The 23,405-nt window shown below is 68.7% G+C and carries 20 protein-coding genes, 1 pseudogene and 1 riboswitch; of the genes and pseudogenes, 13 read left to right on the top strand and 8 right to left on the bottom strand.

Going from position 1 to position 23,405, the window contains the following annotated elements; all coding sequences use genetic code 11:
* The first annotated feature begins 44 nt into the window (after nucleotides 1–44).
* Nucleotides 45–302, top strand: coding sequence for a WhiB family transcriptional regulator (locus tag ACIRQP_RS05770; RefSeq protein WP_004937597.1), 258 nt, complete (start codon nucleotides 45–47; stop codon nucleotides 300–302).
* A 200-nt stretch (nucleotides 303–502) separates the two neighbouring features.
* On the opposite strand, the gene ACIRQP_RS05765 is transcribed toward ACIRQP_RS05770, so the two are convergent.
* Nucleotides 503–1,999 (bottom strand): PAS domain-containing sensor histidine kinase, encoded by a 1,497-nt coding sequence (locus tag ACIRQP_RS05765; RefSeq protein ID WP_403884381.1) that lies wholly within the window; start codon nucleotides 1,997–1,999, stop codon nucleotides 503–505.
* A 670-nt stretch (nucleotides 2,000–2,669) separates the two neighbouring features.
* Here ACIRQP_RS05765 and nagB point away from each other — a divergent pair.
* Nucleotides 2,670–3,452, top strand: coding sequence for a glucosamine-6-phosphate deaminase (gene nagB / locus ACIRQP_RS05760; protein WP_403883971.1), 783 nt, complete (start codon nucleotides 2,670–2,672; stop codon nucleotides 3,450–3,452).
* A 102-nt stretch (nucleotides 3,453–3,554) separates the two neighbouring features.
* On the opposite strand, the gene ACIRQP_RS05755 is transcribed toward nagB, so the two are convergent.
* The 4 genes from ACIRQP_RS05755 to ACIRQP_RS05740 form a co-directional block, all read right to left on the bottom strand.
* Complete coding sequence (locus ACIRQP_RS05755; protein WP_403883968.1) at nucleotides 3,555–5,111, bottom strand: glycoside hydrolase family 3 protein; 1,557 nt, start codon at nucleotides 5,109–5,111, stop codon at nucleotides 3,555–3,557.
* 8 nt (nucleotides 5,112–5,119) lie between these two features.
* On the bottom strand, nucleotides 5,120–6,025 hold the full coding sequence (locus ACIRQP_RS05750; RefSeq protein WP_403883965.1) for a carbohydrate ABC transporter permease: 906 nt from the start codon (nucleotides 6,023–6,025) through the stop codon (nucleotides 5,120–5,122).
* Nucleotides 6,022–7,017 (bottom strand): carbohydrate ABC transporter permease, encoded by a 996-nt coding sequence (locus ACIRQP_RS05745; protein ID WP_403883962.1) that lies wholly within the window; start codon nucleotides 7,015–7,017, stop codon nucleotides 6,022–6,024. The genes ACIRQP_RS05750 and ACIRQP_RS05745 overlap by 4 nt, the downstream gene beginning before the upstream one ends.
* Nucleotides 7,018–7,157: 140 nt before the next feature.
* Nucleotides 7,158–8,456: an extracellular solute-binding protein gene (locus ACIRQP_RS05740; RefSeq protein WP_403883959.1), complete on the bottom strand. Its 1,299-nt coding sequence runs from the start codon at nucleotides 8,454–8,456 to the stop codon at nucleotides 7,158–7,160.
* Nucleotides 8,457–8,755: 299 nt separating this feature from the next.
* Here ACIRQP_RS05740 and ACIRQP_RS05735 point away from each other — a divergent pair, with 299 nt between their 5' ends.
* The 5 genes from ACIRQP_RS05735 (at nucleotide 8,756) to ACIRQP_RS05715 (ending at nucleotide 15,439) form a co-directional block, all read left to right on the top strand.
* A complete protein-coding gene (locus ACIRQP_RS05735) occupies nucleotides 8,756–9,520 on the top strand; it encodes a GntR family transcriptional regulator (protein ID WP_403884378.1) in 765 nt (254 codons plus the stop codon).
* Nucleotides 9,521–9,693: 173 nt separating this feature from the next.
* The gene (locus ACIRQP_RS05730; RefSeq protein WP_403883957.1) at nucleotides 9,694–9,951 is read left to right on the top strand and encodes a DUF3311 domain-containing protein; all 258 of its coding nucleotides are present in this window, start codon (nucleotides 9,694–9,696) and stop codon (nucleotides 9,949–9,951) included.
* The gene (gene mctP, locus ACIRQP_RS05725) at nucleotides 9,948–11,582 is read left to right on the top strand and encodes a monocarboxylate uptake permease MctP (protein WP_403883954.1); all 1,635 of its coding nucleotides are present in this window, start codon (nucleotides 9,948–9,950) and stop codon (nucleotides 11,580–11,582) included. The genes ACIRQP_RS05730 and mctP overlap by 4 nt, the downstream gene beginning before the upstream one ends.
* Before the next feature lie 111 nt (nucleotides 11,583–11,693).
* A riboswitch (cobalamin riboswitch) is annotated at nucleotides 11,694–11,862 on the top strand.
* A gap of 151 nt (nucleotides 11,863–12,013) precedes the next feature.
* Nucleotides 12,014–14,410: a ribonucleoside-diphosphate reductase subunit alpha gene (locus tag ACIRQP_RS05720; protein WP_403883951.1), complete on the top strand. Its 2,397-nt coding sequence runs from the start codon at nucleotides 12,014–12,016 to the stop codon at nucleotides 14,408–14,410.
* The gene (locus tag ACIRQP_RS05715; RefSeq protein WP_403883948.1) at nucleotides 14,411–15,439 is read left to right on the top strand and encodes a ribonucleotide-diphosphate reductase subunit beta; all 1,029 of its coding nucleotides are present in this window, start codon (nucleotides 14,411–14,413) and stop codon (nucleotides 15,437–15,439) included.
* A 13-nt stretch (nucleotides 15,440–15,452) separates the two neighbouring features.
* Here ACIRQP_RS05715 and ACIRQP_RS05710 read toward each other — a convergent pair whose 3' ends face one another.
* Nucleotides 15,453–15,956 (bottom strand): ATP-binding protein, encoded by a 504-nt coding sequence (locus ACIRQP_RS05710; RefSeq protein ID WP_403883945.1) that lies wholly within the window; start codon nucleotides 15,954–15,956, stop codon nucleotides 15,453–15,455.
* Between the two features lie 175 nt (nucleotides 15,957–16,131).
* On the opposite strand from ACIRQP_RS05710, the gene ACIRQP_RS05705 reads away from it, so the two are divergent.
* From ACIRQP_RS05705 to ACIRQP_RS05685, 5 genes and pseudogenes are all read left to right on the top strand, one after another.
* Nucleotides 16,132–16,971 (top strand): Scr1 family TA system antitoxin-like transcriptional regulator, encoded by an 840-nt coding sequence (locus tag ACIRQP_RS05705; RefSeq protein ID WP_403883942.1) that lies wholly within the window; start codon nucleotides 16,132–16,134, stop codon nucleotides 16,969–16,971.
* The gene (locus ACIRQP_RS05700) at nucleotides 16,968–17,189 is read left to right on the top strand and encodes a DUF397 domain-containing protein (protein WP_403883939.1); all 222 of its coding nucleotides are present in this window, start codon (nucleotides 16,968–16,970) and stop codon (nucleotides 17,187–17,189) included. The genes ACIRQP_RS05705 and ACIRQP_RS05700 overlap by 4 nt, the downstream gene beginning before the upstream one ends.
* Before the next feature lie 168 nt (nucleotides 17,190–17,357).
* Nucleotides 17,358–17,459 (top strand): annotated as a pseudogene (locus ACIRQP_RS05695) (DUF6879 family protein); the annotation flags it as partial.
* 500 nt (nucleotides 17,460–17,959) lie between these two features.
* Nucleotides 17,960–18,418 carry a DUF2809 domain-containing protein gene (locus tag ACIRQP_RS05690; RefSeq protein WP_403883936.1) on the top strand — a complete coding sequence of 153 codons (459 nt, stop codon included), beginning with the start codon at nucleotides 17,960–17,962 and terminating at the stop codon, nucleotides 18,416–18,418.
* A gap of 157 nt (nucleotides 18,419–18,575) precedes the next feature.
* Entirely contained in the window at nucleotides 18,576–19,541 is a 966-nt protein-coding gene (locus ACIRQP_RS05685) for a GlxA family transcriptional regulator (RefSeq protein WP_403883933.1), read from the top strand.
* A 48-nt stretch (nucleotides 19,542–19,589) separates the two neighbouring features.
* On the opposite strand, the gene ACIRQP_RS05680 is transcribed toward ACIRQP_RS05685, so the two are convergent.
* Nucleotides 19,590–20,327: a D-Ala-D-Ala carboxypeptidase family metallohydrolase gene (locus ACIRQP_RS05680; protein WP_403883930.1), complete on the bottom strand. Its 738-nt coding sequence runs from the start codon at nucleotides 20,325–20,327 to the stop codon at nucleotides 19,590–19,592.
* A 221-nt stretch (nucleotides 20,328–20,548) separates the two neighbouring features.
* On the opposite strand from ACIRQP_RS05680, the gene ACIRQP_RS05675 reads away from it, so the two are divergent.
* Nucleotides 20,549–22,567 (top strand): transglycosylase domain-containing protein, encoded by a 2,019-nt coding sequence (locus ACIRQP_RS05675; protein WP_403883927.1) that lies wholly within the window; start codon nucleotides 20,549–20,551, stop codon nucleotides 22,565–22,567.
* On the opposite strand, the gene def is transcribed toward ACIRQP_RS05675, so the two are convergent.
* Nucleotides 22,543–23,199 (bottom strand): peptide deformylase, encoded by a 657-nt coding sequence (gene def, locus ACIRQP_RS05670; protein WP_403883924.1) that lies wholly within the window; start codon nucleotides 23,197–23,199, stop codon nucleotides 22,543–22,545. The genes ACIRQP_RS05675 and def overlap by 25 nt on opposite strands.
* Nucleotides 23,200–23,405 lie beyond the last annotated feature (206 nt).

Raw genomic sequence — 23,405 nt, 5'->3', positions numbered from 1 at the left:
CATTCACAAGCAATCTGCACGTAATACCAAGAGAGGTAGCAGCCATGGACTGGCGTCACAACGCCGTTTGCCGCGAGGAAGACCCCGAGCTGTTCTTCCCCATCGGCAACACCGGTCCTGCGCTGCTGCAGATCGAGGAAGCCAAGGCCGTCTGCCGTCGCTGCCCCGTTATGGAGCAGTGCCTGCAGTGGGCACTTGAGTCCGGTCAGGACTCGGGTGTCTGGGGTGGCCTCAGCGAGGACGAGCGCCGCGCTATGAAGCGCCGCGCCGCTCGTAACCGGGCGCGTAACGCGACCGCCTGAAGCACCCCGCCACGAGCCCTAGCCGGCGGAGCGTACAGCGTGTACGCATAGGCCCGCCCCCGAAACGCAGCGCGCAGTACCCCCCGATGCGCATCGCAAAGTGAGCTTCGAGCCGAGCCCCGGACCGTCACCACGGTCCGGGGCTCGCTGCTGTGTTGGGCGGTACGAAAATACGCTCGCCGACGGCGGCTACTTCCGGGCTACTTCTGGGGCTCCACCGGAATGTCCAGCAGTACGCGCGTACCGCGCACCGGCGCCGGCACCATGTCGAAGCCGCCGCCCAACTCCCCTTCCACCAGAGTCCGCACGATCTGGAGCCCCAGGTTTCCGGTCCGCTGCGGATCGAACCCCTCGGGCAGACCGCGCCCGTCGTCCTGGACGGTGATCATGAGCCGGGCGTCCGAGCGGACCCCCTCACGGCGCTTGGCCCCGGGCGACTCGCCGCTGCGGACCGCCGAGACATCGACCCGGCCCTCCTCCCCCGGCGCGAAGGCGTGCTCCAGCGCGTTCTGGAGAATTTCGGTGAGCACCATCGAGAGGGGCGTGGCCACTTCGGCGTCGAGCACGCCGAACTTCCCCGTACGGCGGCAGACGACCTTGCCGGGCGAGATCTCGGCGACCATCGCCAGCACCCGGTCGGCGATCTCGTCGAACTCGACGCGTTCATCCAGATTCTGAGACAGCGTCTCGTGCACGATGGCGATCGAACCGACGCGCCGTACAGCCTCGTCGAGGGCCTCCCTGCCCTGCGCGGAGTCCATCCGCCTCGACTGGAGCCTGAGGAGCGCGGCGACCGTCTGGAGGTTGTTCTTCACCCGGTGGTGGATCTCCCGGATGGTGGCGTCCTTGGTGATCAACTCGCGCTCGCGCCGCCGCAGTTCCGTGACATCGCGGAGCAGCACCAGAGAGCCGATCCGGGTGCCCTTGGGCTTGAGGGGGATGGCACGCAGTTGGATGACCCCACCGCTGCCCTCCACCTCGGTCTCGCGTGGCGCGTAGCCGCTGGCCAGTTTGACCATGGCCTCGTCCACCGGGCCGCGCGCGGGCGCCAGTTCGTCGGTGGTGCGGCCGAGGTGGTGTCCCACCAGGTCGGACGCGAGTCCCAATCGGTGATACGCGGACAGGGCGTTGGGGCTCGCGTACTGGACGACCCCGTCCGCGTCCAGCCGGATCAGCCCGTCGCCCACGCGCGGGGAGGCGTCCATGTCGACCTGCTGGCCGGGGAAGGGGAAGGACCCCGCGGCGATCATCTGGGCCAGATCGGAGGCGGACTGGAGGTAGGTGAGCTCCAGCCGGCTGGGCGTGCGGACCGTGAGCAGATTGGTGTTGCGGGCGATGACCCCGAGGACCCGGCCGTCGCGCCGTACGGGGATGGACTCGACCCGTACGGGCACCTCCTCACGCCACTCGGGGTCGCCCTCCCTGACGATCCGCCCCTCGTCGAGCGCCGCGTCCAGCAGCGGACGGCGGCCCCGCGGGACGAGATGGCCGACCATGTCGTCCTGGTAGGAGGTGGGTCCGGTGTTGGGGCGCATCTGGGCGACGGACACATAGCGGGTGCCGTCGCGGGTGGGGACCCAGAGCACCAGATCCGCGAAGGAGAGGTCGGAGAGCAGCTGCCACTCCGAGACCAGCAGATGCAGCCACTCGAGGTCGGACTCACTGAGGGCTGTGTGCTGGCGTACGAGGTCGTTCATGGAGGGCACACAGGCGAGCGTACCCGCGGCGGGAACCCGCACGAACGTGGTCTGTACTGGAGGGTACGAAGGGAAATAGGCTCGGTACACGCATGGACAGGCCAGAATGGTCTAGTCCACAATGCTGTATGAGCCTCCGCTCTCCCCGCACAGGAGGGTGGACCGAGGTGCCGGCGCTCTCTGCCCTGACTGCGACGGGACCTCTCCCAACGGCCACGCGGGACCGCACACCCGCCGGCCGTAGCAACTCCGGGCTGCGGTGCCGTACGGGTTGAGGGTCCCGTCGCGGCGCCGCGGCCCGCGGGTACGGAGCGCGTCACGGCCCGCCGGTACGGAGCACGTCCGGTGCACGGCCGGCCGGCCTCCGGTGTCTTCGCCATCGCGCGCGGCGCGTACGGATCCTGGCCCTGCCCCCCCCCGACGCGCATATGCCACCCGGCTTGCGCCGCCTCTGCCGCCCATCGGGCGAGCCGCCCACTTGCTGATAGCGAAGTCCGTCACGCCCCCGCCGGTCGTGCCCCGGTCCTTCCGCTCGGCCATGGGCCCCGGCGCCCCCGCCACTGGGCCGCCACCGGGCCGTCGCCGGGCCGCCACCGCTCGGCTCCGGGCAGCCTCTGATAGAATTGGTCTATACCACAAGAGTCTCATTACCAGATTGGCAGGGTCCAGCGTGGAAGTTGTCATCGTCCCGAACGCCGCGGCAGGTGGCGAGCTCATCGCGGACAGCATCGCCGGCCTGCTGCGCCGCAAGCCGGACGCTCTGCTCGGCGTGGCCACCGGCTCGACCCCCCTGCCCATCTACCAGGCGCTGACGGCCAAGGTGCGCGCCGGCGAGGTGGACGCCTCACGCGCGCGCATAGCCCAGCTGGACGAGTACGTGGGGCTGCCCGCGGGCCACCCCGAGTCCTACCGCTCCGTGGTCCTGCGCGAGGTCGTCGAGCCGCTGGGACTGAGCGAGAGCTCCTTCATCGGCCCCGACGGCGCCGCCGAGGACGTGCAGGCGGCGTGCGAGGCGTACGACCGCGCCCTGAGCGGGGCCGGCGGTGTGGATCTCCAGTTGCTCGGCATCGGTACGGACGGGCACATCGGCTTCAACGAGCCCTGCTCCTCGCTCGCCTCGCGCACCCGCATCAAGACGCTGACCCGGCAGACCCGCGAGGACAACGCGCGGTTCTTCGACAGCCCCGAGGAGGTGCCGCACCACGTCATCACACAAGGCATCGGCACCATCCTGGAAGCCCGCCATCTGGTGCTGCTCGCCACCGGCGAGGGCAAGGCAGAGGCAATCGCGCAGGCCGTCGAGGGCCCGGTCGCCGCACTCGTACCGGCCTCCGCGCTCCAGCTCCACCCGCACGCCACGGTCGTCGTGGACGAGTCGGCGGCGTCCCGGCTGAAGCTCGCCGACTACTTCCGCGCCACCTACGCGTCCAAGCCGGACTGGCAGGGCATCTGACCTCGCGCCCCCACATCACCCCAGCCCCCACACACGACGGTGCCGGGCCACCCCCGCGAAGGGGCGGCCCGGCACCGTCGTTTCAGAACCGGTCCCGGAGGCTCACTCCCGGCGGCCCGTGATGACCTCCGCGGCGGCCCGTCCGCAGACCCGCGCGGCGCCGTGCGTCGCGATGTGCAGCGCACCCCTGGGCTCCGCCTCGTTCACACCCATCTCGACCACGATCGTCTCCGGGCGGGCGGCCAGCACGGCGTCCAGCGCGTCGGACATCCAGCGGTGGCGGTGCGCGTCGCGTACGACGGCGACGATCGTACGGTCGCCGGCGGCGGCGAGCAGTTCACCGGCCGGCCAGGCCGGGTCCGTACCGGCCGCTCCGGCGCCGCTGTACGAGCCCGTCTCCGTACCGGGAAGCAGCCGCCCCAGCTCCGCGGCGACGCCCCACGGGGTCTCCTCGCCGACGGCGATGTTCGCGACGGGGGTGAACGCGGCGACGTACGGCGCTTCCGTGAGCGGCTCCGCGCTGCCCGTCACCCGCACGGCGCGGCGGGCGGCGACGAGGCCGATCCCGGTGTCCGGTGCGACGGTGAACGCGGTGCCGGGCGCGGTCCCCTCCTGCGAATCCGCGCCCGGCCCCGAAGCCCCCCTGACCCGGCGCGTCCAGTCGGCGAGTCCGCGCACCCGCGCGGCCGCGTCGGCCAGTCGCTCCTCGGGCAGTTCGCCGGTCCGTACCGCTGCCACCAGCGCGTCGCGCAGCCGCAGCACGGTCTCCTCGTCCGCCAGGCCGCCGCCGACGCAGATGGCGTCGGCGCCCGCGGCGATCGCGAGGACGGAGCCGCGCTCGATCCCGTACTTCGAGGCGATGGCCTGCATCTCCATGCCGTCGGTGACGATCAGGCCCTGGAAGCCCAGTTCCTCACGGAGCAGACCGGTGAGGATCCGCGAGCTGAGAGTCGCCGGGTGGTCCGGATCGAGCGCGGGAAGCAGGATATGCGCACTCATGACCGCTTTGGAACCCGCCGCGATGGCCGCGCGGAAAGGCAGCAGGTCGCGGGCGTTCACTGTGTCCAAGTCCACGTCGATACGGGGCATCGCGTGGTGCGAGTCGACGGAGGTGTCGCCATGGCCAGGGAAGTGCTTGGTACAGGCGGCGACCCCGGCGCTCTGGAGCCCCTCCACATACGCGGCGGTGTGCCGGGCCACCAGGGGCGTGTCGGCGCCGAAGGACCGTACGCCGATGACGGGGTTGTCCTGGTTGGAGTTCACATCGGCCGAGGGGGCCCAGTTGAGGTTGACCCCGCACTCGGCGAGCCGCCGGCCCAGCTCCCGGGCGACGGCCCGGGTGAGGTCCACATCGTCGACGGCGCCCAGGGCGTAGTTGCCGGGGAAGGACGAGCCGTGCCCGACCTCCAGACGGGTGACGTCGCCGCCTTCCTCGTCGATCGCGACGAGGACGTCGTCCCGCTCGGCCCGCAGCCGCTCGGTGAGCGCGGCGAGCTGCTCGGGCGAGGCGATGTTGCGGCCGAAGAGCCCGACGGAGGAGAGGCCCTCGCCGAGGCGGCGCAGCAGCCAGTCGGGGGCGGTGGTGCCCAGGAAGCCGGGCTGGAGCACGGCGAGTGCGTCGCGGGTGAGGGTGTCCGTACTGCTTACGAGAGTCGTCATCGGCGGTCCTAACCCTTCACTGCGCCGGAGGTGAGGCCGGTTGCCATGTACTTCTGCACCAGGAGGAAGAAGGCCACGACCGGGATCGCGATCAGGGTCGAGGCGGCCATCAGGGCTCCGTAGTCGATACCGCGCGAGGTGGTGAAGTTCATCAGCCACACGTTCAGCGTGTACTTGTCATTGTCCTGGAGGACGACGTAGGCGAGGAGGTACTCGTTCCACGCCGTGATCAGGGAGAAGATCGCCGCCGCGGCGAGACCGGGGGCGAGCAGCGGGAAGGTCACCCGCCAGAAGGCGCCCATCCGGCTGCAGCCGTCCACCATCGCGGACTCCTCAAGCTCCGGCGGGATGTTGACGATGAAGCCGCGGATCATCCAGGTCGCGAAGGGCAGCGTCGAGACCAGATAGATGACGATGACGCCCCAGTACTCGTTCAGCCCGCCCAGGTCGTTGAGCTGGATGTAGATGGGGATCAGCATCGCGGTCGGCGGCAGCAGCTGCACGACGAGCAGCACGATCATGAAGAACTTGCGGCCGCGGAAGCGGAAGCGGCCGATGGCGAAGGCGGCGATGGTGGCGAGCAGCATGCCGCCGATGACCGCGACGCCGCAGATGATCAGGCTGGACTGGATGGCCGTGCCGAAGTTCGGCTGGTCGATGGCCCGCTGGAAGTTGTCGAGGGTGATCGACGAGGGCCAGAGGGTCTGGTCGTAGCTGCGGATCTCGTGGTTCGGCCGCAGGGCGCTGATGATCAGCCAGTACACCGGGAAGGCCATGAAGACGAACACGGCCAGGCCCAGGATGTTGTAGACGAGCCGGTTCTTCTTGCGGTCCTGGCGCAGGACCTGCCCGGCGCCCGGCGCGGTGCCCCGCTCGGTGTCCGGGCGGAGGGCCTGGGAGGTGGAGGCGCTCATTCGACCTCTCCGATCTTGAGCAGCTGACGCAGGTAGTACACGGCGACACCGGAGAGCAGCAGGACCGTGATGAGGGAGATGGCCGCGCCCTGGCTGAACGAGTTGGACTCGAAGGCCTTCTCGAACGAGTAGATCCCGAGGACCGAGTACTCCGGTTCCGGCTTGTTGCCGCGGATCAGGAAGATCTGGCCGAAGATATTGAAGTCCCAGAGGACGGACAGCGTGGCCACCATCTGGAACACCGGCTTGATGACCGGCCAGGTGACATAGCGGAAGACCCCGGCCACGCCCGCGCCGTCGAGGGACGCCGCCTCCTCCAGCTCCCGGGGGACCTGGGTGAGCGCGGCGTAGAGCGTGACGGCGACGAAGGGGATGGCGCCCCAGACGACGACGGCTCCGATGACGAGGAAGCCCTGCTTGGGGTCGAGGAACCAGTTGTGGCCCTGGGCGTCGATCCCGAGGTACTTGGTCAGCACCATGTTCAGGACGCCGTAGTCCGAGTCGGCGAACCAGCGGAAGATGGACGTCGCCACCAGCAGCGGCATCGACCAGGCGGCCACCAGCGCCGCCGTGAGCAGCAGTCGTACCCAGGTGTCCATGCGCTGCATCAGCATGGAGATGCCGAGCCCGATACCCATCGTGGCCACCACACAGGCGACCATGAAGATGATGGTCCGCCAGACGACGGCCCAGAACTCGCCGTCGCCGAGGATGTTGGTGAACTGCTCGAAGCCCACCCAGGGGGCGGCCTCCCCACTCCACAGCTCACGGCGGCCGACGTCCTGGAAGGACATGAGAATCGTCTTGATGAGCGGCCAGACGAAAACGGCGGCGATCGCGACGAACGCGGGAGCTATCAGGAGATACGGCAGCAGCGCGCCGGCCTTGCGCCGCTTGCGCTGCCCGCCCACGGGCGGCTGGGAGCCGGATCTCTCGGGGACGCGTGCGACGGCTACCGGAGGGTCGGCTGCTTTCATGTCGGCGGCACTCACTGTGCTGGCCTTCCGTTCGGACCTGGTACCGGAGGACGGGGGGCGGCGGAGCCCTCGCGGGCCTGCCACCCCCCGTAGGCGATCAACAGAGTCGGAGACGAAGGAGTCGGAGACTCAGAAGCTCGTCGGACTCGTCGGACTCAGGATTCTTCGTTGATCAGCTGGTCGATCTCCGCGTCGGCCGCCTTCGTGGCGTCGGCCACCGACTTGCCCTTGATGATGTCGAGCAGCATCACCTCAAGGGTTTCCTTCTTCTCGATGGCGGTCCAGCCCGGGGCGATCGGGGTGAACCACGCGTCCGGGACGGCGTTGGCGATCGGCGCGGTCTCCGGCTTCGCCTTCAGCGGCTCCAGCTGCTTGGTGTTGTTCGGCAGGATGTTCTTGGAGGCGAGGACCTCCTGCGACTTGGCGCTGGTGAAGGCCGCGATCCACTCCTCGCCGAGGTCCTGGATCTTGGACTTGGAGATGGTGGCGAGGTCGGAGCCGCCGATGAAGGACGGCAGGGCCTTGCCGTCGGGGCCGGGCATACCGGCTGTGAGGATCTTGTCCTTCAGCTTCGGGTTGCCGTTGGTGGCGGAGTCGACGACGCTGCCGGCCTCCCAGCCGTTGCCGTAGAGAAGCGCGGTCTTCTCGTTGGCCATGACGTTGGCGTGGTCCGCCTCGTCCTTGGTCTTGTCGCCGTGGTTGTACTTCTTCACCAGGTCGACGAAGTGCTGGATGCCCTTCTGGGCCTCCGGGGTGGAGAGGGTGGCCTTCCACTCCTTCGCGCCCTCGTCGTACTCGGCTATCCGGCCGCCGTACGCCGCGACGTAGGACATGGCGGCGTACCAGTAACGGCCCGGCAGGTAGAGCGGCGAGAACGCCTTGTCCTTGCCGTACTTGGCGCCGACCTTGTCGAGCGCCGCGGTCAGCTCGGCCTCGGTGGTGGGCAGCTGGTCCGAGCCGGTACCGGCCTTGAACATGTCCTTGTTGTAAATGGCCACACGCGCACCGGCGTAGTAGGGCACGCAGTACTGCTTGCCCTCGAAGGAGCAGGTGTCCTTCAGGCCCTTGATCCAGGTGTCCGAGTTCTCGTACTTCTTCGGGTCGATCTCGCCGAGCGCACCGTTGAGGATGTACGTCATGGTCTCGGTGTTGCCGAGCTCGACGACATCGGGGTACTTGTCGCCGGCCAGTGCCGCGTCGAGCTTCTTGGCCTTGTCCGCCCACTGCTGGTACTGGACGTTGACCTTCACATTCGGATACTTCGTCTTGAACTGCGCGTTGACATCCTTGACCAGCTCGGGCCAGGTGCTCTGCGCGTCCGACATGAGCCAGACGGTCAGCGTCTCCTTACGGTCCTTGGGATCCTTGGACGCCGTTCCTTCTTCCGAACCACACGCGGCAAGACCGGCCATCATGCCCGCGACGCCGACCGCCGCGATGAGCTTGCGCTTCACGCCACCCTCCTCAGGGATGCCTGCAACCCCTGCCCACCGCGAAGACCGCGAAGACGTACGACGAGTACTGCTGGGGCTGGGACCTGGTCTTTAATGGTTTAGACCAGTACGGGGAGCTTGGCCTAGACCTTTAGGGGTGTCAAGGGTGTATAAGAAGGGCAGTCGTGTCCGTTATCGGACCGACACCTGAGAGGCTCTGAGGCAGGGCGACGACCCGTGGCCGGACCGTGCCACCATGTGAGCCGCGACAGACGGAGGAGCCGGTGACGGCAGCAGCACAGGAGTCGGGAAGGCAGGCCATGGCCACGGACGGGGGCGGTACGGAGACCGAGAGCGGACCTGCCACCCGTACGGCACGCGTGCCCAAGTACTACCGTTTGAAGCGGCACTTGCTCGATATGACGGAGACGCTGCCGCCGGGCACGCCGGTGCCTCCGGAGCGTACGCTCGCCGCCGAGTTCGACACCTCGCGCACCACCGTGCGCCAGGCGCTCCAGGAACTGGTGGTCGAGGGCCGGCTCGAACGTATCCAGGGCAAGGGCACGTTCGTCGCCAAGCCCAAGGTCTCGCAGGCGCTCCAGCTCACCTCGTACACCGAGGACATGCGGGCCCAGGGCCTGGAGCCGACCTCGCAGTTGCTGGACATCGGCTATGTCACCGCCGACGACACGCTGGCCGGGCTGCTGGACATCACCACCGGCGGGCGCGTGCTGCGGATCGAGCGGCTGCGGCTGGCCAGCGGCGAGCCGATGGCCATCGAGACCACCCACCTTTCGGCCAAACGCTTCCCCGCGCTGCGCCGCTCGCTCGTCAAGTACACCTCGCTCTATACGGCGTTGGCCGAGGTGTACGACGTCCATCTGGCCGAGGCCGAGGAGACCATCGAGACCTCGCTGGCCACCCCGCGCGAGGCCGGGCTGCTCGGTACGGATGTCGGGCTGCCGATGCTGATGCTCTCGCGGCACTCACTGGACGCGGCCGGTGAGCCGGTGGAGTGGGTACGGTCCGTCTACCGCGGCGACCGCTACAAGTTCGTGGCAAGACTGAAACGCCCCGCCCACTGAAGCGTACGCCGCCCACCGAAGCGCCTCGCCCGCTGAAGCGCACGCCGCCCCGGCGCACCCCGTCCGCATACCGTTGACGTAACGACCTGCGGACAGGGGGTGACGCTGACCAGCGCCTTCCCTTAGATTTCCTGCGCATTACCACAGGCGATCAACGAGGGAACGGAGCCGCTGTGTCAGAAGTTCCGGAAGAGAAACCACCCCCCACGGTCACGCCCGCGCGGGTGATCATCGCCCTCTGCCTCGTCGCGCCCTTCGTGGCGCTGCTCTGGGTCGGGTCCTACGCGAAGACCGAGCCGACGTTCATCGGCATCCCCTTCTTCTACTGGTACCAGATGCTCTGGGTCCCGGTCTCGGCGGTGCTCACGATGGCCGCCTACCAGCTGTGGAAGCGTGACCAGCGCTCCCGCAAGGGAGGTGCGTCGAAATGAAGGACGGCGTGAACGGCGTGGCACTCGCCGTTTTCATCATCTTCTTCGTGGCCGTCACGGTCATGGGGTTCCTGGCGGCACGCTGGCGCAAGGCCGCCAACGAGAACAGCCTCGACGAATGGGGCCTGGGCGGCCGCTCGTTCGGCACCTGGGTCACCTGGTTTCTGCTCGGCGGCGACCTCTATACGGCGTACACCTTCGTGGCCGTACCGGCGGCGATCTACGCGGCGGGCGCGTCCGGCTTCTTCGCCGTGCCCTACACGATCCTGGTCTACCCGCTGATCTTCACCTTTCTGCCCCGGCTCTGGTCGGTGTCGCACAAGCACGGATACGTGACCACCTCGGACTTCGTCCGCGGCCGGTTCGGATCGAAGGGCTTGTCGCTGGCGGTCGCCGTCACCGGCATCCTCGCCACGATGCCGTACATCGCGCTCCAGCTCGTCGGCATCCAGGCGGTGCTGGACGTGATGGGCGTCGGCGGCGGTGAGAACACCCACTGGTTCATCAAGGACCTGCCGCTGCTGATCGCCTTCGGTGTGCTCGCCGCGTACACCTACTCGTCGGGGCTGCGGGCGCCCGCGCTGATCGCCTTCGTCAAGGACACACTGATCTACATCGTGATCGTCGTGGCGATCATCTACATCCCCATCAAGCTGGGCGGGTTCGACGACATCTTCGCCAAGGCCGGGGACGCCTTCGCGCAGACCAACCCGGCGACCGGCCAGCCACGGGGCTCGCTCGCGCCGGGCGAGGCCGGGCAGTGGGGCTACGCCACGCTGGCGCTCGGTTCCGCGCTCGCGCTCTTCATGTATCCGCACTCCATCACGGCGACGCTCTCCAGTCGCAGCCGCGAGGTGATCCGGCGCAACACCACGATCCTCCCGCTGTACTCCCTGATGCTGGGTCTGCTGGCGCTGCTCGGCTTCATGGCGATCGCCGCCGGGGTCAAGGTCGACAACGGACAGCTGGCGATCCCGCAGCTCTTCGAGACGATGTTCCCCGACTGGTTCGCGGGGGTGGCCTTCGCGGCCATCGGCATCGGCGCGCTGGTGCCGGCCGCGATCATGTCGATCGCGGCGGCGAATCTCTTCACCCGCAATATCTACAAGGACTTCATCAAACCGGACGCCACACCCGCGCAGGAGACCAAGGTCTCGAAGCTGGTCTCACTGCTGGTGAAGGTGGGCGCGCTGGCCTTCGTCCTGACCATGGACAAGACGGTCGCGATCAACTTCCAGCTGCTGGGCGGGATCTGGATCCTCCAGACGATGCCGGCGCTGGTGGGCGGTCTGTTCACCCGCTGGTTCCACCGCTGGGCGCTGCTCGCGGGCTGGGCCGTCGGCATGGTCTACGGCACGGCGGCCGCGTACGGCGTGGCCAGCCCGACCCAGGCGCACTTCGGGGGCTCGTCCAAGGAGATCCCCGGCCTGGGTGAGATCGGCTACATCGGCCTCACCGCGTTCGTGCTCAACCTGGTGGTGACGGTGGCGCTCACCTTCGTCCTGCGCGCGGCCAAGGCCCCGGAGGGCACGGACGAGACGAGCCCCACCGACTACACGGCGGACGCGGGCGAACCGGGCGTGAAGGTCGAACTCCCAGCACCGACGTCGGGCGGCCCGGGAGGCCGCTGACCGGTTGCCGTACGGCTGGGCCCTGTCCGGAAGGGCCGCCGGATCCCTTGGTACGCGGGGGATCCGGCGGCCCTTCCGTTGTCCGCGCGGCCACGGACAGGATGACGCACGACACAACATCTGGGGGGTGGTACCCGAGCCAGCCCCCACATGTATGCTCGACCTCGCTGTCTACGCAGGGGAATCCGGTGCGAATCCGGAACTGTCCCGCAACGGTGTGATGTGGTGTGCTTTGCCGTACCCACGAGTCCGAACACCTGCCGGCAGTGCGCCCGGTTCGACCGAACCGGACGCCGAGACGTCCGGGCCTCGTGGATGGGCCGGTGGGCGCCGTACGCCGCGCTGCCCGGATCCGGGCCGTACGCTCCGTACCGCGAGAACAAGCCCGCTCCCCTCCCGACGGCCCAGAGCCGAGCGAGGGAGAGCACCACGTGACCATCGCGCCAGCCGATCCGGCTTCAGGCATCTCCGAGGCCACCGCGCGGGCGGCCGACGGACCCGGGACCGCACTGCTGCGGACCCTGACGAACCTGACCGCCGATCTGCCCGACACCGACCCCGGAAGAGTCGCCGCCGCCGCGCTACGCGGCCGTAACGCCCGGTCGGACGAGGCCGAGCTGCGCGCGCTCGCCACCGAGGCGTCGGCGGGGCTCATCTCCGAGGACCCCGCCTACTCCCTGCTCGCGGCGAGGCTGCTGACCCGCACCATCGCCGACGAGGCCGCGGGCCAGGGCTCGGTGGCGTTCTCCGCGTCCGTCGCCGTCGGCCACCGCGAGGGCCTGATCGCGGACCGTACCGCCGCCTTCGTCATCCTCCACGCCGACTTCCTCGACGCGCTCATCGACCGGAACGCCGACGACCGCTTCGGCTACTTCGGGCTGCGTACCCTCTACAGCCGCTATCTGCTCCGCCACCCGATCACCCGCCAGGTCATCGAGACCCCGCAGCACTTCATGCTGCGCGTGGCCTGCGGACTGGCCGAGGACGAGAGCGTCCGCGCACTCGACGAGGTCGCCGCGCTCTACCGCCTGATGAGCAGGCTGGACTACCTCCCGTCCTCCCCCACCCTCTTCAACTCCGGTACGCGCCACCCGCAGATGTCCTCCTGCTATCTGCTGGACTCCCCGCTGGACGAGCTGGACTCGATCTACGACCGCTACCACCAGGTGGCGCGGCTCTCGAAGCACGCGGGCGGCATCGGCCTCTCGTACTCCCGTATCCGTTCGCGCGGTTCGCTGATCCGGGGCACCAACGGGCACTCCAACGGCATCGTCCCGTTCCTGCGCACCCTCGACTCCTCGGTCGCGGCCGTCAACCAGGGCGGCCGGCGCAAGGGCGCGGCCTGCGTCTACCTGGAGACCTGGCACGCGGATCTGGAGGAGTTCCTGGAGCTGCGCGACAACACCGGCGAGGACGCCCGCCGTACGCACAATCTGAATCTCGCGCACTGGATCCCGGACGAGTTCATGCGCCGGGTCGACTCGGACGGCGTCTGGTCCCTCTTCTCCCCCGCCGACGTGCCGGAACTGGTCGACCTGTGGGGCGACGCGTTCGACGCGCGCTACCGCGAGGCGGAGGCCGCGGGACTGGCCCGCAGGACCATCCCGGCCCGCGAGCTGTACGGCCGGATGATGCGCACCCTCGCCCAGACCGGCAACGGCTGGATGACCTTCAAGGACGCCTCGAACCGTACGGCGAACCAGACCGCCGAGCCCGGCCGTGTCGTCCACTCGTCCAATCTCTGCACGGAGATCCTGGAGGTGACGGACGACGGGGAGACGGCCGTCTGCAACCTCGGCTCCATCAACCTCGGTTCGTTCGTGCTGGAGTCGGGCGACCTCGACTGGGAGCGGCTCGACGAGACCGTCCGTACGGCCGTGACCTTCCTCGACCGGGTCGTGGACATCAACTTCTACCCGACCGAGCAGGCCGCCGGGTCCAACGCGAAGTGGCGCCCGGTGGGCCTGGGCGCGATGGGCCTCCAGGACGTCTTCTTCAAGAAGCGGCTGCCCTTCGACTCCGCCGAGGCCGCCGCCCTCTCCACGAAGATCGCCGAGCGGATCATGCTCGCCGCGTACGAGGCGTCCTGCGCGCTCGCCGAGCGCAACGGCCCGCTCCCCGCCTGGTCCGAGACGCGCGCCGCGCGCGGGGTGCTGCACCCCGACCACTACGACGTGGAGCTGAACTGGCCGGAGCGCTGGGACGCGCTGCGCGCCCGGATCGCCACGACCGGTATGCGCAACTCCCTGCTCCTCGCGATCGCGCCGACGGCGACGATCGCCTCGATCGCGGGCGTGTACGAGTGCATCGAGCCGCAGGTCTCCAACCTCTTCAAGCGCGAGACACTCTCCGGGGAGTTCCTCCAGGTCAACTCGTACCTGGTGGACGAATTGAAGCGGCTCGGTGTCTGGGACGCGCAGACGCGCGAGGCGCTGCGCGAGTCGAGCGGCTCGGTGGCGGGCTTCACCTGGATCCCGGCGGAGGTGCGCGAGCTGTTCCGCACGGCGTGGGAGATCCCGCAGCGCGGCCTGATCGACATGGCGGCGGCCCGTACGCCGTTCCTCGACCAGAGCCAGTCGCTGAACCTGTTCCTGGAAACGCCGACCATCGGGAAGCTCAGCTCGATGTACGCGTACGCCTGGAAGAAGGGCCTCAAGACGACGTACTACCTGCGCTCGCGCCCGGCGACGCGTATCGCGCGGGCGGCACAGGCGCCCGTACCCGCGCCCGTGCCCGTACCCGCGCCGGTCCCCGCGCAGATGACGCCCGATGAGGACGCCATCGCCTGCTCCCTGGAAAACCCCGAGTCCTGCGAGGCGTGCCAGTAAATGACCACCGAACCAACCGTGACAACCGCCAAGAACCTCCTGGACCCGGGCTTCGAGCTGACACTGCGGCCGATGCGCTACCCGGACTTCTACGAGCGCTACCGCGACGCGATCAAGAACACCTGGACGGTGGAGGAGGTCGACCTGCACTCCGACGTCGCCGACCTCGCCAAGCTCTCCCCCGGCGAGCAGCACATGATCGGCCGGCTGGTCGCGTTCTTCGCGACGGGCGACTCGATCGTGTCGAACAATCTGGTGCTGACGCTCTACAAGCACATCAACTCCCCCGAGGCGCGGCTCTATCTCTCCCGCCAGCTCTTCGAGGAGGCCGTACACGTCCAGTTCTATCTGACGCTGCTGGACACGTATCTGCCCGATCCGGACGACCGCGCGGCGGCCTTCGACGCGGTGGAGGAGATCCCGTCGATCCGCGAGAAGGCGCGGTTCTGCTTCACATGGATGGACTCGGTGGAGAAGATCGACCGCCTGGAGTCGAAGGCGGACCGCCGGCGCTTCCTGCTGAATCTGATCTGCTTCGCGGCCTGTATCGAGGGGCTGTTCTTCTACGGCGCGTTCGCGTACGTCTACTGGTTCCGCTCGCGCGGCCTGCTGCACGGCCTGGCCACCGGCACCAACTGGGTGTTCCGTGACGAGACGATGCATATGAACTTCGCGTTCGAGGTCGTGGACACGGTCCGCAAGGAGGAGCCCGACCTCTTCGACGACGCACTTGAGCGGCAGGTCACGGACATGCTGAAGGAGGCCGTCGAGGCGGAGCTGCAATTCGGCCGCGACCTGTGCGGCGACGGTCTGCCGGGCATGAACACCGAGTCGATGCGCGAGTACCTGGAGTGCGTCGCGGACCAGCGCCTCCAGCGGCTGGGCTTCCCGGCGGTCTACGGCTCCCGGAATCCGTTCTCCTTCATGGAGCTCCAGGGCGTCCAGGAGCTGACGAACTTCTTCGAGCGCCGCCCGTCGGCGTACCAGGTCGCGGTCGAGGGCACGGTCGGCTTCGACGACGACTTCTAGACTCTGACGACTTCTAGACTCTTCGGTAGTCCACCTCGGCCCAGACGGTCTTGGTGGTGTACGCATCACGCACACTCCACCCCCACCGGTCGGCATACGCGGCGACGAGCAGCAGCCCGCGCCCGTTGGTCGCGTCCGGTGGGGGCGGGAGCGTAAGGCCCGGGACACGGGGAAGCCGGTCGGGCCGGGTGTCGAGGACCTCGCCCCGGACGACGACGGCCGAGAGCGCCAGCCGCACCTCGAAGTCCCGCCCGGGGGTACGGCCGTGCGTCACGGCGTTCGCGGCCAGCTCGGCGACAACGGCGACGACGACGGTGCCGGTGGACGTCGTACGTGGAATCCCCCACTCCGCCAGCTGCTGCGCGGCGAGCAACCGCGCGAGCCGCGCACCGCGATGGCTGGAACTGAGCCTGATCCGAGAGGGCGGATACAGCGGCGAAAGCGGGGGCGGGGAGGTGAGTTGGGCGGGGACGGCCGGGCCCGTTGAGACCGTGGGGGCGGCGATTTCCGACTTCATAGGGTAACGGTCCCGTCACGCGCATAGTGTTGCCAGGTCAGGCGGTCGTACCTGACGCGCTGGTACGGGTCGGCCACTTTTTTGTACGGGTCGCAACCCGTGCCGTTCGCGCAGTACCGGGCGTTGGCCGGTAAGAGGCATTCGCAAATGGCACACGCGTTGGAGTGTGAGACGTATGGGAACCAGCCGCACGAAGAAGCAACGTTCTCCGGCCGACGACCGACCGGGCATCTGGGTCGGCTACGGCAAGTTGGTCAAGCTCTTCCGGAACAGAGCCGGGCTGACCCAGGAGGCGTTCGCCGATGTGGTGGGCTACTCGTACGAACAGGTCGCGTCCATCGAGCAGGGCCGACGGCCAGCCAAGGCAATGTTCACGGAGAGGGCGGAGCAGGCGTTGAACGCGCAGGGAGCGCTGGCGGTCCTGCAAGACGATGTGGATCTCGCAAAGCTCCCGCTGTTCTTCCAGGACTTCGCCCTGATCGAGGCGGAGGCCATCAGTCGAATGTGCTACGAACCTTTGCTCATCCCTGGATTGCTCCAGACCGAGGACTACGCGCGGGCGTTGTTCTCGGCGCATTGCCCACCGCTCAGCGAGGAGGTGATCGAACAGCACACTGAAGCCAGGCTCAGCCGACAGAAGCTGCTGACGCGAACACCCATGGTGGAGACATGCTTCATCATCGGCGAAACGGCCTTGATGAGTATGGCGGGCAGCCCCGAGGTGGTGCGAGGGCAGCTTCAACACTTGCTCAAGCAAGGCCAAATGCGCAATGTCGAGATCCAGGTCATGCCCTCGGACCGTGGTTTCCACCCAGGACTGAATGGACCTGTGGTCCTCATGGAGACCTTGGAGCATCGCCATGTCGGCTATATCGAGTCGCAGGGAGTTGGGCTGGTGATCACCGACGCCGCACAGGTCAGTGGCTTCACCCTGCGCTATGGCAAGCTGCGGACGCAGGCCCTGAACGCGGAGGCATCTGCGCAATTGATCGAGCGAGTTGCGGGAGAGGCATGAACAACGAACACTCTGCCAACCAGTCATCTCACCTGACGTGGTTCAAGAGCAGCTACAGCGGATCTGACGGCGGGGACTGCGTAGAGGTGGCCGCCGCCCCTCACACCGTCCACGTCCGCGACTCAAAGCACGTACAGGGCCCCATACTTCACTTCCCCACCGACCACTGGAACGCCTTCATCGCGTTCGCCGGCACCCAGCCGACCACCCCCGCCTGACCTCCACCGTGCCCGTCTCCCCAGTCCATCTGCAAGGCGCTGCAGTCTCGTTGAAGACGGCCCCACGAAACCCATACCGTCGATGACCTCGCCGACATGAAGTGAGGTCACTATGGATTTACGGTTCATCGGGATCGATCCCAACAGCGGCAACTGCCCCGCCTCACGACGCCTTTGAACATCGAAGCCGGGGAACAGGTGCGCTGGCTGCCTCGCCGTCAGGCTCTCGGGGTCGCCTTGCCCGCAGCGGACTTCTGGCTCATCGACGGCGAGCAGCCGCTCGAAGGCTGAGTAGATGGTCTGGAGCATCTGTCCCGAACGCTTCCCCGACTTCTTGTAGTAGGAGAGGGCTTCGCACAGCGAGTAGGCCAGGGTCCAGTCGCTCGCTTGATAGAAGTCGGCCTGCCCGGAGTCCTGAAGGGAGTCCCACAGCCGCTTCGCGAGCGGGTGCCAGGTGCGGTAACCACTCGGAATCGAGCCCGCGGACACCTCCGCACCGCTCAACTTTGAAGACCCCGATTCAGGTCGACGTCCTGCTGGAAGGCATCCTGCTGGAGGGCGCCGGACCTGACCGGGCGCATGCGACGGTCGGACTAAGAGGTCGCGCACATAGGTGGGGTGGAGGAAGGAGCGGGGTGAGGGGCAAGCGTGGCAAGGCGGAGGAGGGAGGCGAAGCGGAGCTTCGTGGACCGACGACAACGCCGCCGGGCGCCGCCCATCGGCACGCGACGCCGCCCCACCTATGTGCGCGACCTCTAAGGTCTCCCCCCATGGGAACTCTCGTGCGTACGCGCCTGGTCGCCGGTGGTGCCGCGCTGCTGACCGTGGGGGCCGGGCTCGGGATCCGGGGTGTGGGGTCCGGGGGCGGTGACGTCGTCAAGTACGGCGGGGACGCGCTCTATACCGTGCTCGTGTACACGCTGGCCGTGCTGGTCGCTCCCCGGGCGCGGCCGCTCGTCGCCGGGGGTGTCGCGCTCGGGTTCAGCTGGGCCGTCGAGCTGTTTCAGCTCACTGACCTTCCGGGCGAGCTGGCCGCGCGCAGTGTGCTCGCGCGGCTGGTGCTCGGCTCGACCTTCAACGCCCCTGACCTGCTGTGGTACGCGGTCGGTGCACTGTGCGCGGGGCTCGCGCACGGGACCGTGGCGGGGTGGCGGCGGGGCGCGGGGCGTTCTCCTGGCGTTCCGGGTGTTCGGCACGGCGTAGCTGGCGGTCGATCGCCCGGTCCTTGAGGTGCCAGATCAGCGGCGGCAGACCCATCAGAACAAACAGGGCGATAAGGGCGAGAACTGTCAGGAAGGTGTCCATGTCCCCACTCTCGCCGGTCTCCGGCATCGAAAGCAGTGGCAGTACTGTCATCAACCATCGAATTACTGCCACACTGGATCCATGCTGAACAATGTGGCCGCCGTCCTGCTGGACGGAGTACATCCCTTCGAGCTCGGCGTCCTCTGTGAGGTGTTCGGTCTCGACCGGAGCGACGAGGATCTCCCCGTGCACGATTTCGCGGTGGTGTCGGCCGAGGGGCCCGTGCTGCGGACCCACGCGGGGTTCACGATCGGCTCGCTGCACGGTCTGGACCGCCTCGAAGAGGCCGATCTGATCGCCGTACCGGCCGGAGACTCGTACGCGCGCCGCGAGTACCCGCCGGAGCTGCTCGCCGCGCTGCGCCGCGCCGTGGACCGGGGCTCTCGGGTGCTGAGCGTGTGTTCCGGGGTCTTCGTACTCGGCGCCGCCGGGCTGCTGGACGGGCGCCGGTGCGCCGGGCACTGGCGGCACGCGGCGGAGCTGGCCCGCGCCTACCCGCGGGCCGTTGTCGAGCCGGACGTGCTGTACCTGGACGAGGGGCCGGTGATCACCTCGGCCGGCACCGCCGCCGGGATCGACGCCTGCCTCCATCTCGTACGGAAGGAGCACGGCCCCGAGGTCGCCAACGCGATCGCGCGCCGCATGGTCGTACCGCCGCACCGCGACGGCGGCCAGGCCCAGTTCATCGAACGCCCGCTGCCCCGCAGCCGCTGTGACACGGTCGGCGACGTCCTCGGCTGGATGGAACGGCACCTGGACCGCGAGATGACCGTCGAGCAGCTGGCCGAGCGTGCCCATATGTCGCCGCGCACGTTCGCCCGCCGCTTCCAGCAGGAGACGGGGACCACTCCGTACCGCTGGCTGCTGCGCCAGCGGGTGCTGCTGGCACAGGAGTTGCTGGAGGCGACGGACGAGACGGTGGACAGCGTCGCCGGCCGGGCCGGGTTCGGGAACGCGGCCGGGCTGCGCCATCACTTCCTGCGGACGCTCGGGACGACCCCGAACACGTACCGCCGTACGTTCCGGGGCCCCTCGCACGCCGCGTGAGGCCCCGGAACGCGACGCGCCGCGCGGTCACGCGACGCGCCGCGCGGGTCAGATGCCGCAGCTCGGCGCCGACCAGTAGCGGCTCGGCCGGTGGTCGACGTGCGCGTGGTCGTCGTGGCCCGGGTAGCCGGGGCCGAGGATCCCGTTGAAGCCGTGGTTACGGGCCGTCTGCGCCAGTGTGCAGAGCGAGTGCGGCCCGGCACCGATGTCGGCGGCGTCCCCGTAGAGATGGCGGCTGCTCGCCGCCCCGCCGACCGCGCTGTTGCACGCCTGTGAGCGGAAGCCGCTGGTGACCCGGAGGGGCTGGTCGCCCAGCGCGTGGCGCATCGCCTCCAGCTTCCACATCGTGCGCAGGGCGTTGGACTTGGCGGTGGCCGCGGTCACCGCGCCGCCCGCCCATGTGCTGTTGCAGGTGTTCAGCTCGGCGTAGCTGAAGTGGATCGGCGTGCAGTCGTCGTCCTGGAGCGCGTAGAACTTGCTGAAGGTCGCGGGGCCCGCGACCCCGTCGGCCGCCAGCCCGTACGCGGACTGGAAGCGCTTCACGGCGGCGGTGGTCGCCGGGCCGTACGCGCCGTCGATGGCGAGTACCGCGCCGGTCCCCGGATAGCCGGCCACCCGGATCTGGAGCTGGGTGACATCGGCGCCAGAGGCGCCCTCGGAGAGCGTGCGGGACCACGTGTAGCAGCCGTCGGCGTGTGCCGTACCGGCCGTGGCGAGCGCTCCGGCCCAGGCGAAGGACATGGCCATGACAAGGCTGAGGAGCAGTCGGACGGTGCGTCTGAGCATCGGATCTCCCTGTGCCGGGGCTGAGTTGTACGCAGAGATTGGCGTACAGGTCGACGCGCGTCAACCGGTCCCCGGCAAGGCGGAGCGGAAGTGGAAGAGCGCCGATCGGGATGTGGAGGTTCCGCGAACGAACCAACCGCGGTCGCCGCCCGGAGATCTTCCCGGCCGAGTTCGCCATCCCCTCGAGTGGCGGCTCATGATCCAGGAGGTCCGCACCCCCCATGAGGCTGCCCCGCATACGCCGCGCGAACCACACGGAACCGCCGTCCGACAGCGACGACATCCAGGCCGACCGCCGCGAGCCACGCCGCCGGCGCATCGACTTCCCCCGAGACGGCCGGCGCGGCCTTCGGCGTTGGCTGCCCTCCTGGAAGCTCGTCTCCGGCCTGTTCCTGCTCTCCGTCGGCGCGCTCGCGGGCCTGTTCGTGGCCATCTACCTGAGCGTCGAGATCCCGGACGAGCACGACTCCGCGCGCCGGCAGGCCACCGTCTACTACTGGGCGGACGGCAGCCGGATGGTGAGCGTGGGCGATACGAACCGGCAGGACATCACGCTCGCGCAGGTGCCCAAGTCCGTCCGGAACGCCGTCATCGCGGCGGAGAACGCGGACTTCTACAGGGACGCGGGCATCTCGGTGACGGGCATCGCCCGCGCCGCCGTGAACATCGTCAAGGGAGAGGAGACCCAGGGCGGTTCCACGATCACCCAGCAGTATGTGAAGAACACCTATCTGAGCCAGGACCAGACGATCACTCGCAAGGTCAAGGAGCTCTTCCTCTCCCTGAAAGTCAGCAATCAGAAGCCCAAGTCCGAGATCCTGCAGGGCTATCTGAACACCTCGTGGTTCGGCCGCGACTCGTACGGCGTCCAGGCCGCCTCGTACGCGTATTACGGTGTCCCCGCCAAGGACCTGAACCCCAGTCAGGGCGCCCTGCTCGCCACACTCCTCAAGGGCGCGGACAGTTACGACCCGGCCCTCGGCCCCGCGAACCACAAGCGGGCCGTGGAACGGTGGAGCTGGATCCTGGACCGTCAGGTCGAGACCGGCTCGATGAGCGCCGGGGAACGCGCGAAGTACACGTCGTTCCCCGAGCCGAAACCGCCCGTCAAGCCGACCAGCCAGGCGGGACAGATCGGCTATCTCGTCGACATCACCAACAAGTACATCAAGAGCCGCACGGAGATCACCGACAAGGATCTCGCCGGTGGCGGCTACCGCGTCCACACCACCTTCGAGAAGGACAAGGTGCGCGCGCTGACCAAGGCCGTCGAGAAGGTACGCGCGGACCGCCTGGATCCGAAGAAACGCGCGGCCGACCAGCGTGCGCAGGTCGGCGCGGCCTCCGTACGGCCCGAGGACGGGGCGATCGTCGCGGTGTACGGCGGCGCGGACGCCATTGAGCACTTCAGCAACAACGCGGACACCTCGGGCGTGCCCGCGGGCTCCGCGTTCAAGCCCTTCGTGTACGCCGCCGCCCTGGAGCGCGTCAGCGCCCGGAAGCATCCGTCCGCCCTTCCCGCCGACGACGGGAAGGCACTGAAACCCGTAGCACCGGCGCGGTCCGAGCCGATGCCCTGGGACCTCGCCCAGGCTCTGGTGGACTCGGACAACACCCCGTTCGTGCAGACCGGCAAGGCCATCGGGCTGAAGACGGTCGAGAAGCTGGCGATCGCGGCGGGGCTGCGCGAGGAGAGCATGGCGAAGCTGGAGCCGACGTTCTCGATCGGCACCTCGACCCCCAGCGCCGTCCGGCTGGCCAGCGCCTATACGACCTTCATCAACGAGGGCCGGGCGACGGAGCCGTACTCGGTGACCAGGATCGAGCGGGACGGCGTCGAGGTCGACGGCTTCGAGAAGCCCGAGGCACGGCGCGCGATAGACCCGAAGGTGGCCGCGATCGTCGGCGCGGCGCTCCAGCGGGTCGGCTGGAGCGCCCTCGAACCCCCGAAGGACCGGAAGGTCCACTACCCGGTCCAGGTCGGCAAGACCGGTCCCAACGACCGGATGAAATCAGCCTGGTTCATCGGTACGACCAGCGAACTGAGCACCTCGGTCACGATGTTCCGCACGAAGCCCGACGTCCCGAACCTGCTTCCCATGCAGGGCGTGGGCGGCCCCGACTCCGAGCGGGGCAGCGCGTTCCCGCCGCTGATCTGGGAGGAGTACCAGCGCACGGTGGCGCCCCCGCCGCCGCTCGCGGGGGCGGGGGTCCCTCAGGGGTTGGGAACCGTCTCGTAGCGCGGGGTGTTCTCCGCCATCTGCCGGAGCGCGTCCTTGCGGTCGCGCTTCGAGAGACGGTCGATGTACAGGTACCCGTAGAGGTGGTCCGTCTCGTGCTGGAGGCAGCGGGCGAAGTAGCCCGTGCCGCGCACCCTGACGGGGTTGCCCTGAGCGTCCTGACCGCGTACCACCGCGTAGTCGGGGCGCGGGAGCAACGCGTACGCCGTCGGCACGGAGAGACAGCCCTCGTTGGAGTCGTCGAGATGCCGCTCGGCGGGCGGCAGTTCCTCCAGCACCGGGTTGCAGATGGCGCCGACGTGCCGTACGCCGTCGTCGTCCGGGCAGTCGTAGACGAAGACCTTCAGGTCCACACCGATCTGGTTGGCGGCCAGGCCCACGCCCTCGGCCGCGTGCTGGCTGGCGAACATGTCGTCGATCAGCGCGGCGAGCTCGTCACCGAACTCCGTGACGTCCCGGCACTCCTTGTGGAGCACCGGATTCCCGACGATGGTGATCGGGCGGGACGTGCCTCGCTCGCGGTGCGCCAGCTCGCGCGCCTCGGCGTCCTCCGTGTCCACGACGAACCCGTCCCCCGGCTCCGCCACCGAGGTCCCTCTGTCGATCCGCTGGTCCGTCTCCTGCTGCGCCATGTCCGCAGTACGCCTTCCTCGGTACCCGATGCTGCCTGCACGATCCGTGCGATGTGCCCATACAGCCTAAGGGCAGCCCTCGGGGAGTCTCAGCACGTTCCCGGCAGACGGCCCCGGCGGATCTCCCCCCGTGCCCCGGCGGATCTCCCCTGCCGCTCCGGCGGATCTTCCCCGGTCCCCCGGCGGATCTCCCCCGTGCCCCAGCG

Source organism: Streptomyces sp. NPDC102274, from assembly GCF_044766385.1.
GTDB lineage: Bacteria > Actinomycetota > Actinomycetes > Streptomycetales > Streptomycetaceae > Streptomyces.
The sequence above is the reverse complement of the archived record's forward strand: the minus strand, read 5'-3'. Positions and strand labels throughout refer to the sequence as shown.

Bases quoted from the DNA above. Each gene is read 5' to 3' on its own strand.
- ACIRQP_RS05770 (WP_004937597.1), top strand. From the start codon at position 45: ATGGACTGGCGTCACAACGCCGTTTGCCGCGAGGAAGACCCCGAGCTG.
- ACIRQP_RS05765 (WP_403884381.1), bottom strand. From the start codon at position 1,999: ATGAACGACCTCGTACGCCAGCACACAGCCCTCAGTGAGTCCGACCTC.
- ACIRQP_RS05755 (WP_403883968.1), bottom strand. From the start codon at position 5,111: ATGACGACTCTCGTAAGCAGTACGGACACCCTCACCCGCGACGCACTC.
- ACIRQP_RS05750 (WP_403883965.1), bottom strand. From the start codon at position 6,025: ATGAGCGCCTCCACCTCCCAGGCCCTCCGCCCGGACACCGAGCGGGGC.
- ACIRQP_RS05735 (WP_403884378.1), top strand. From the start codon at position 8,756: ATGGCCACGGACGGGGGCGGTACGGAGACCGAGAGCGGACCTGCCACC.
- mctP (WP_403883954.1), top strand. From the start codon at position 9,948: ATGAAGGACGGCGTGAACGGCGTGGCACTCGCCGTTTTCATCATCTTC.
- ACIRQP_RS05715 (WP_403883948.1), top strand. From the start codon at position 14,411: ATGACCACCGAACCAACCGTGACAACCGCCAAGAACCTCCTGGACCCG.
- ACIRQP_RS05710 (WP_403883945.1), bottom strand. From the start codon at position 15,956: ATGAAGTCGGAAATCGCCGCCCCCACGGTCTCAACGGGCCCGGCCGTC.
- ACIRQP_RS05705 (WP_403883942.1), top strand. From the start codon at position 16,132: ATGGGAACCAGCCGCACGAAGAAGCAACGTTCTCCGGCCGACGACCGA.
- ACIRQP_RS05700 (WP_403883939.1), top strand. From the start codon at position 16,968: ATGAACAACGAACACTCTGCCAACCAGTCATCTCACCTGACGTGGTTC.
- ACIRQP_RS05690 (WP_403883936.1), top strand. From the start codon at position 17,960: ATGGGAACTCTCGTGCGTACGCGCCTGGTCGCCGGTGGTGCCGCGCTG.
- ACIRQP_RS05685 (WP_403883933.1), top strand. From the start codon at position 18,576: ATGCTGAACAATGTGGCCGCCGTCCTGCTGGACGGAGTACATCCCTTC.
- ACIRQP_RS05680 (WP_403883930.1), bottom strand. From the start codon at position 20,327: ATGCTCAGACGCACCGTCCGACTGCTCCTCAGCCTTGTCATGGCCATG.
- ACIRQP_RS05675 (WP_403883927.1), top strand. From the start codon at position 20,549: ATGAGGCTGCCCCGCATACGCCGCGCGAACCACACGGAACCGCCGTCC.
- def (WP_403883924.1), bottom strand. From the start codon at position 23,199: ATGGCGCAGCAGGAGACGGACCAGCGGATCGACAGAGGGACCTCGGTG.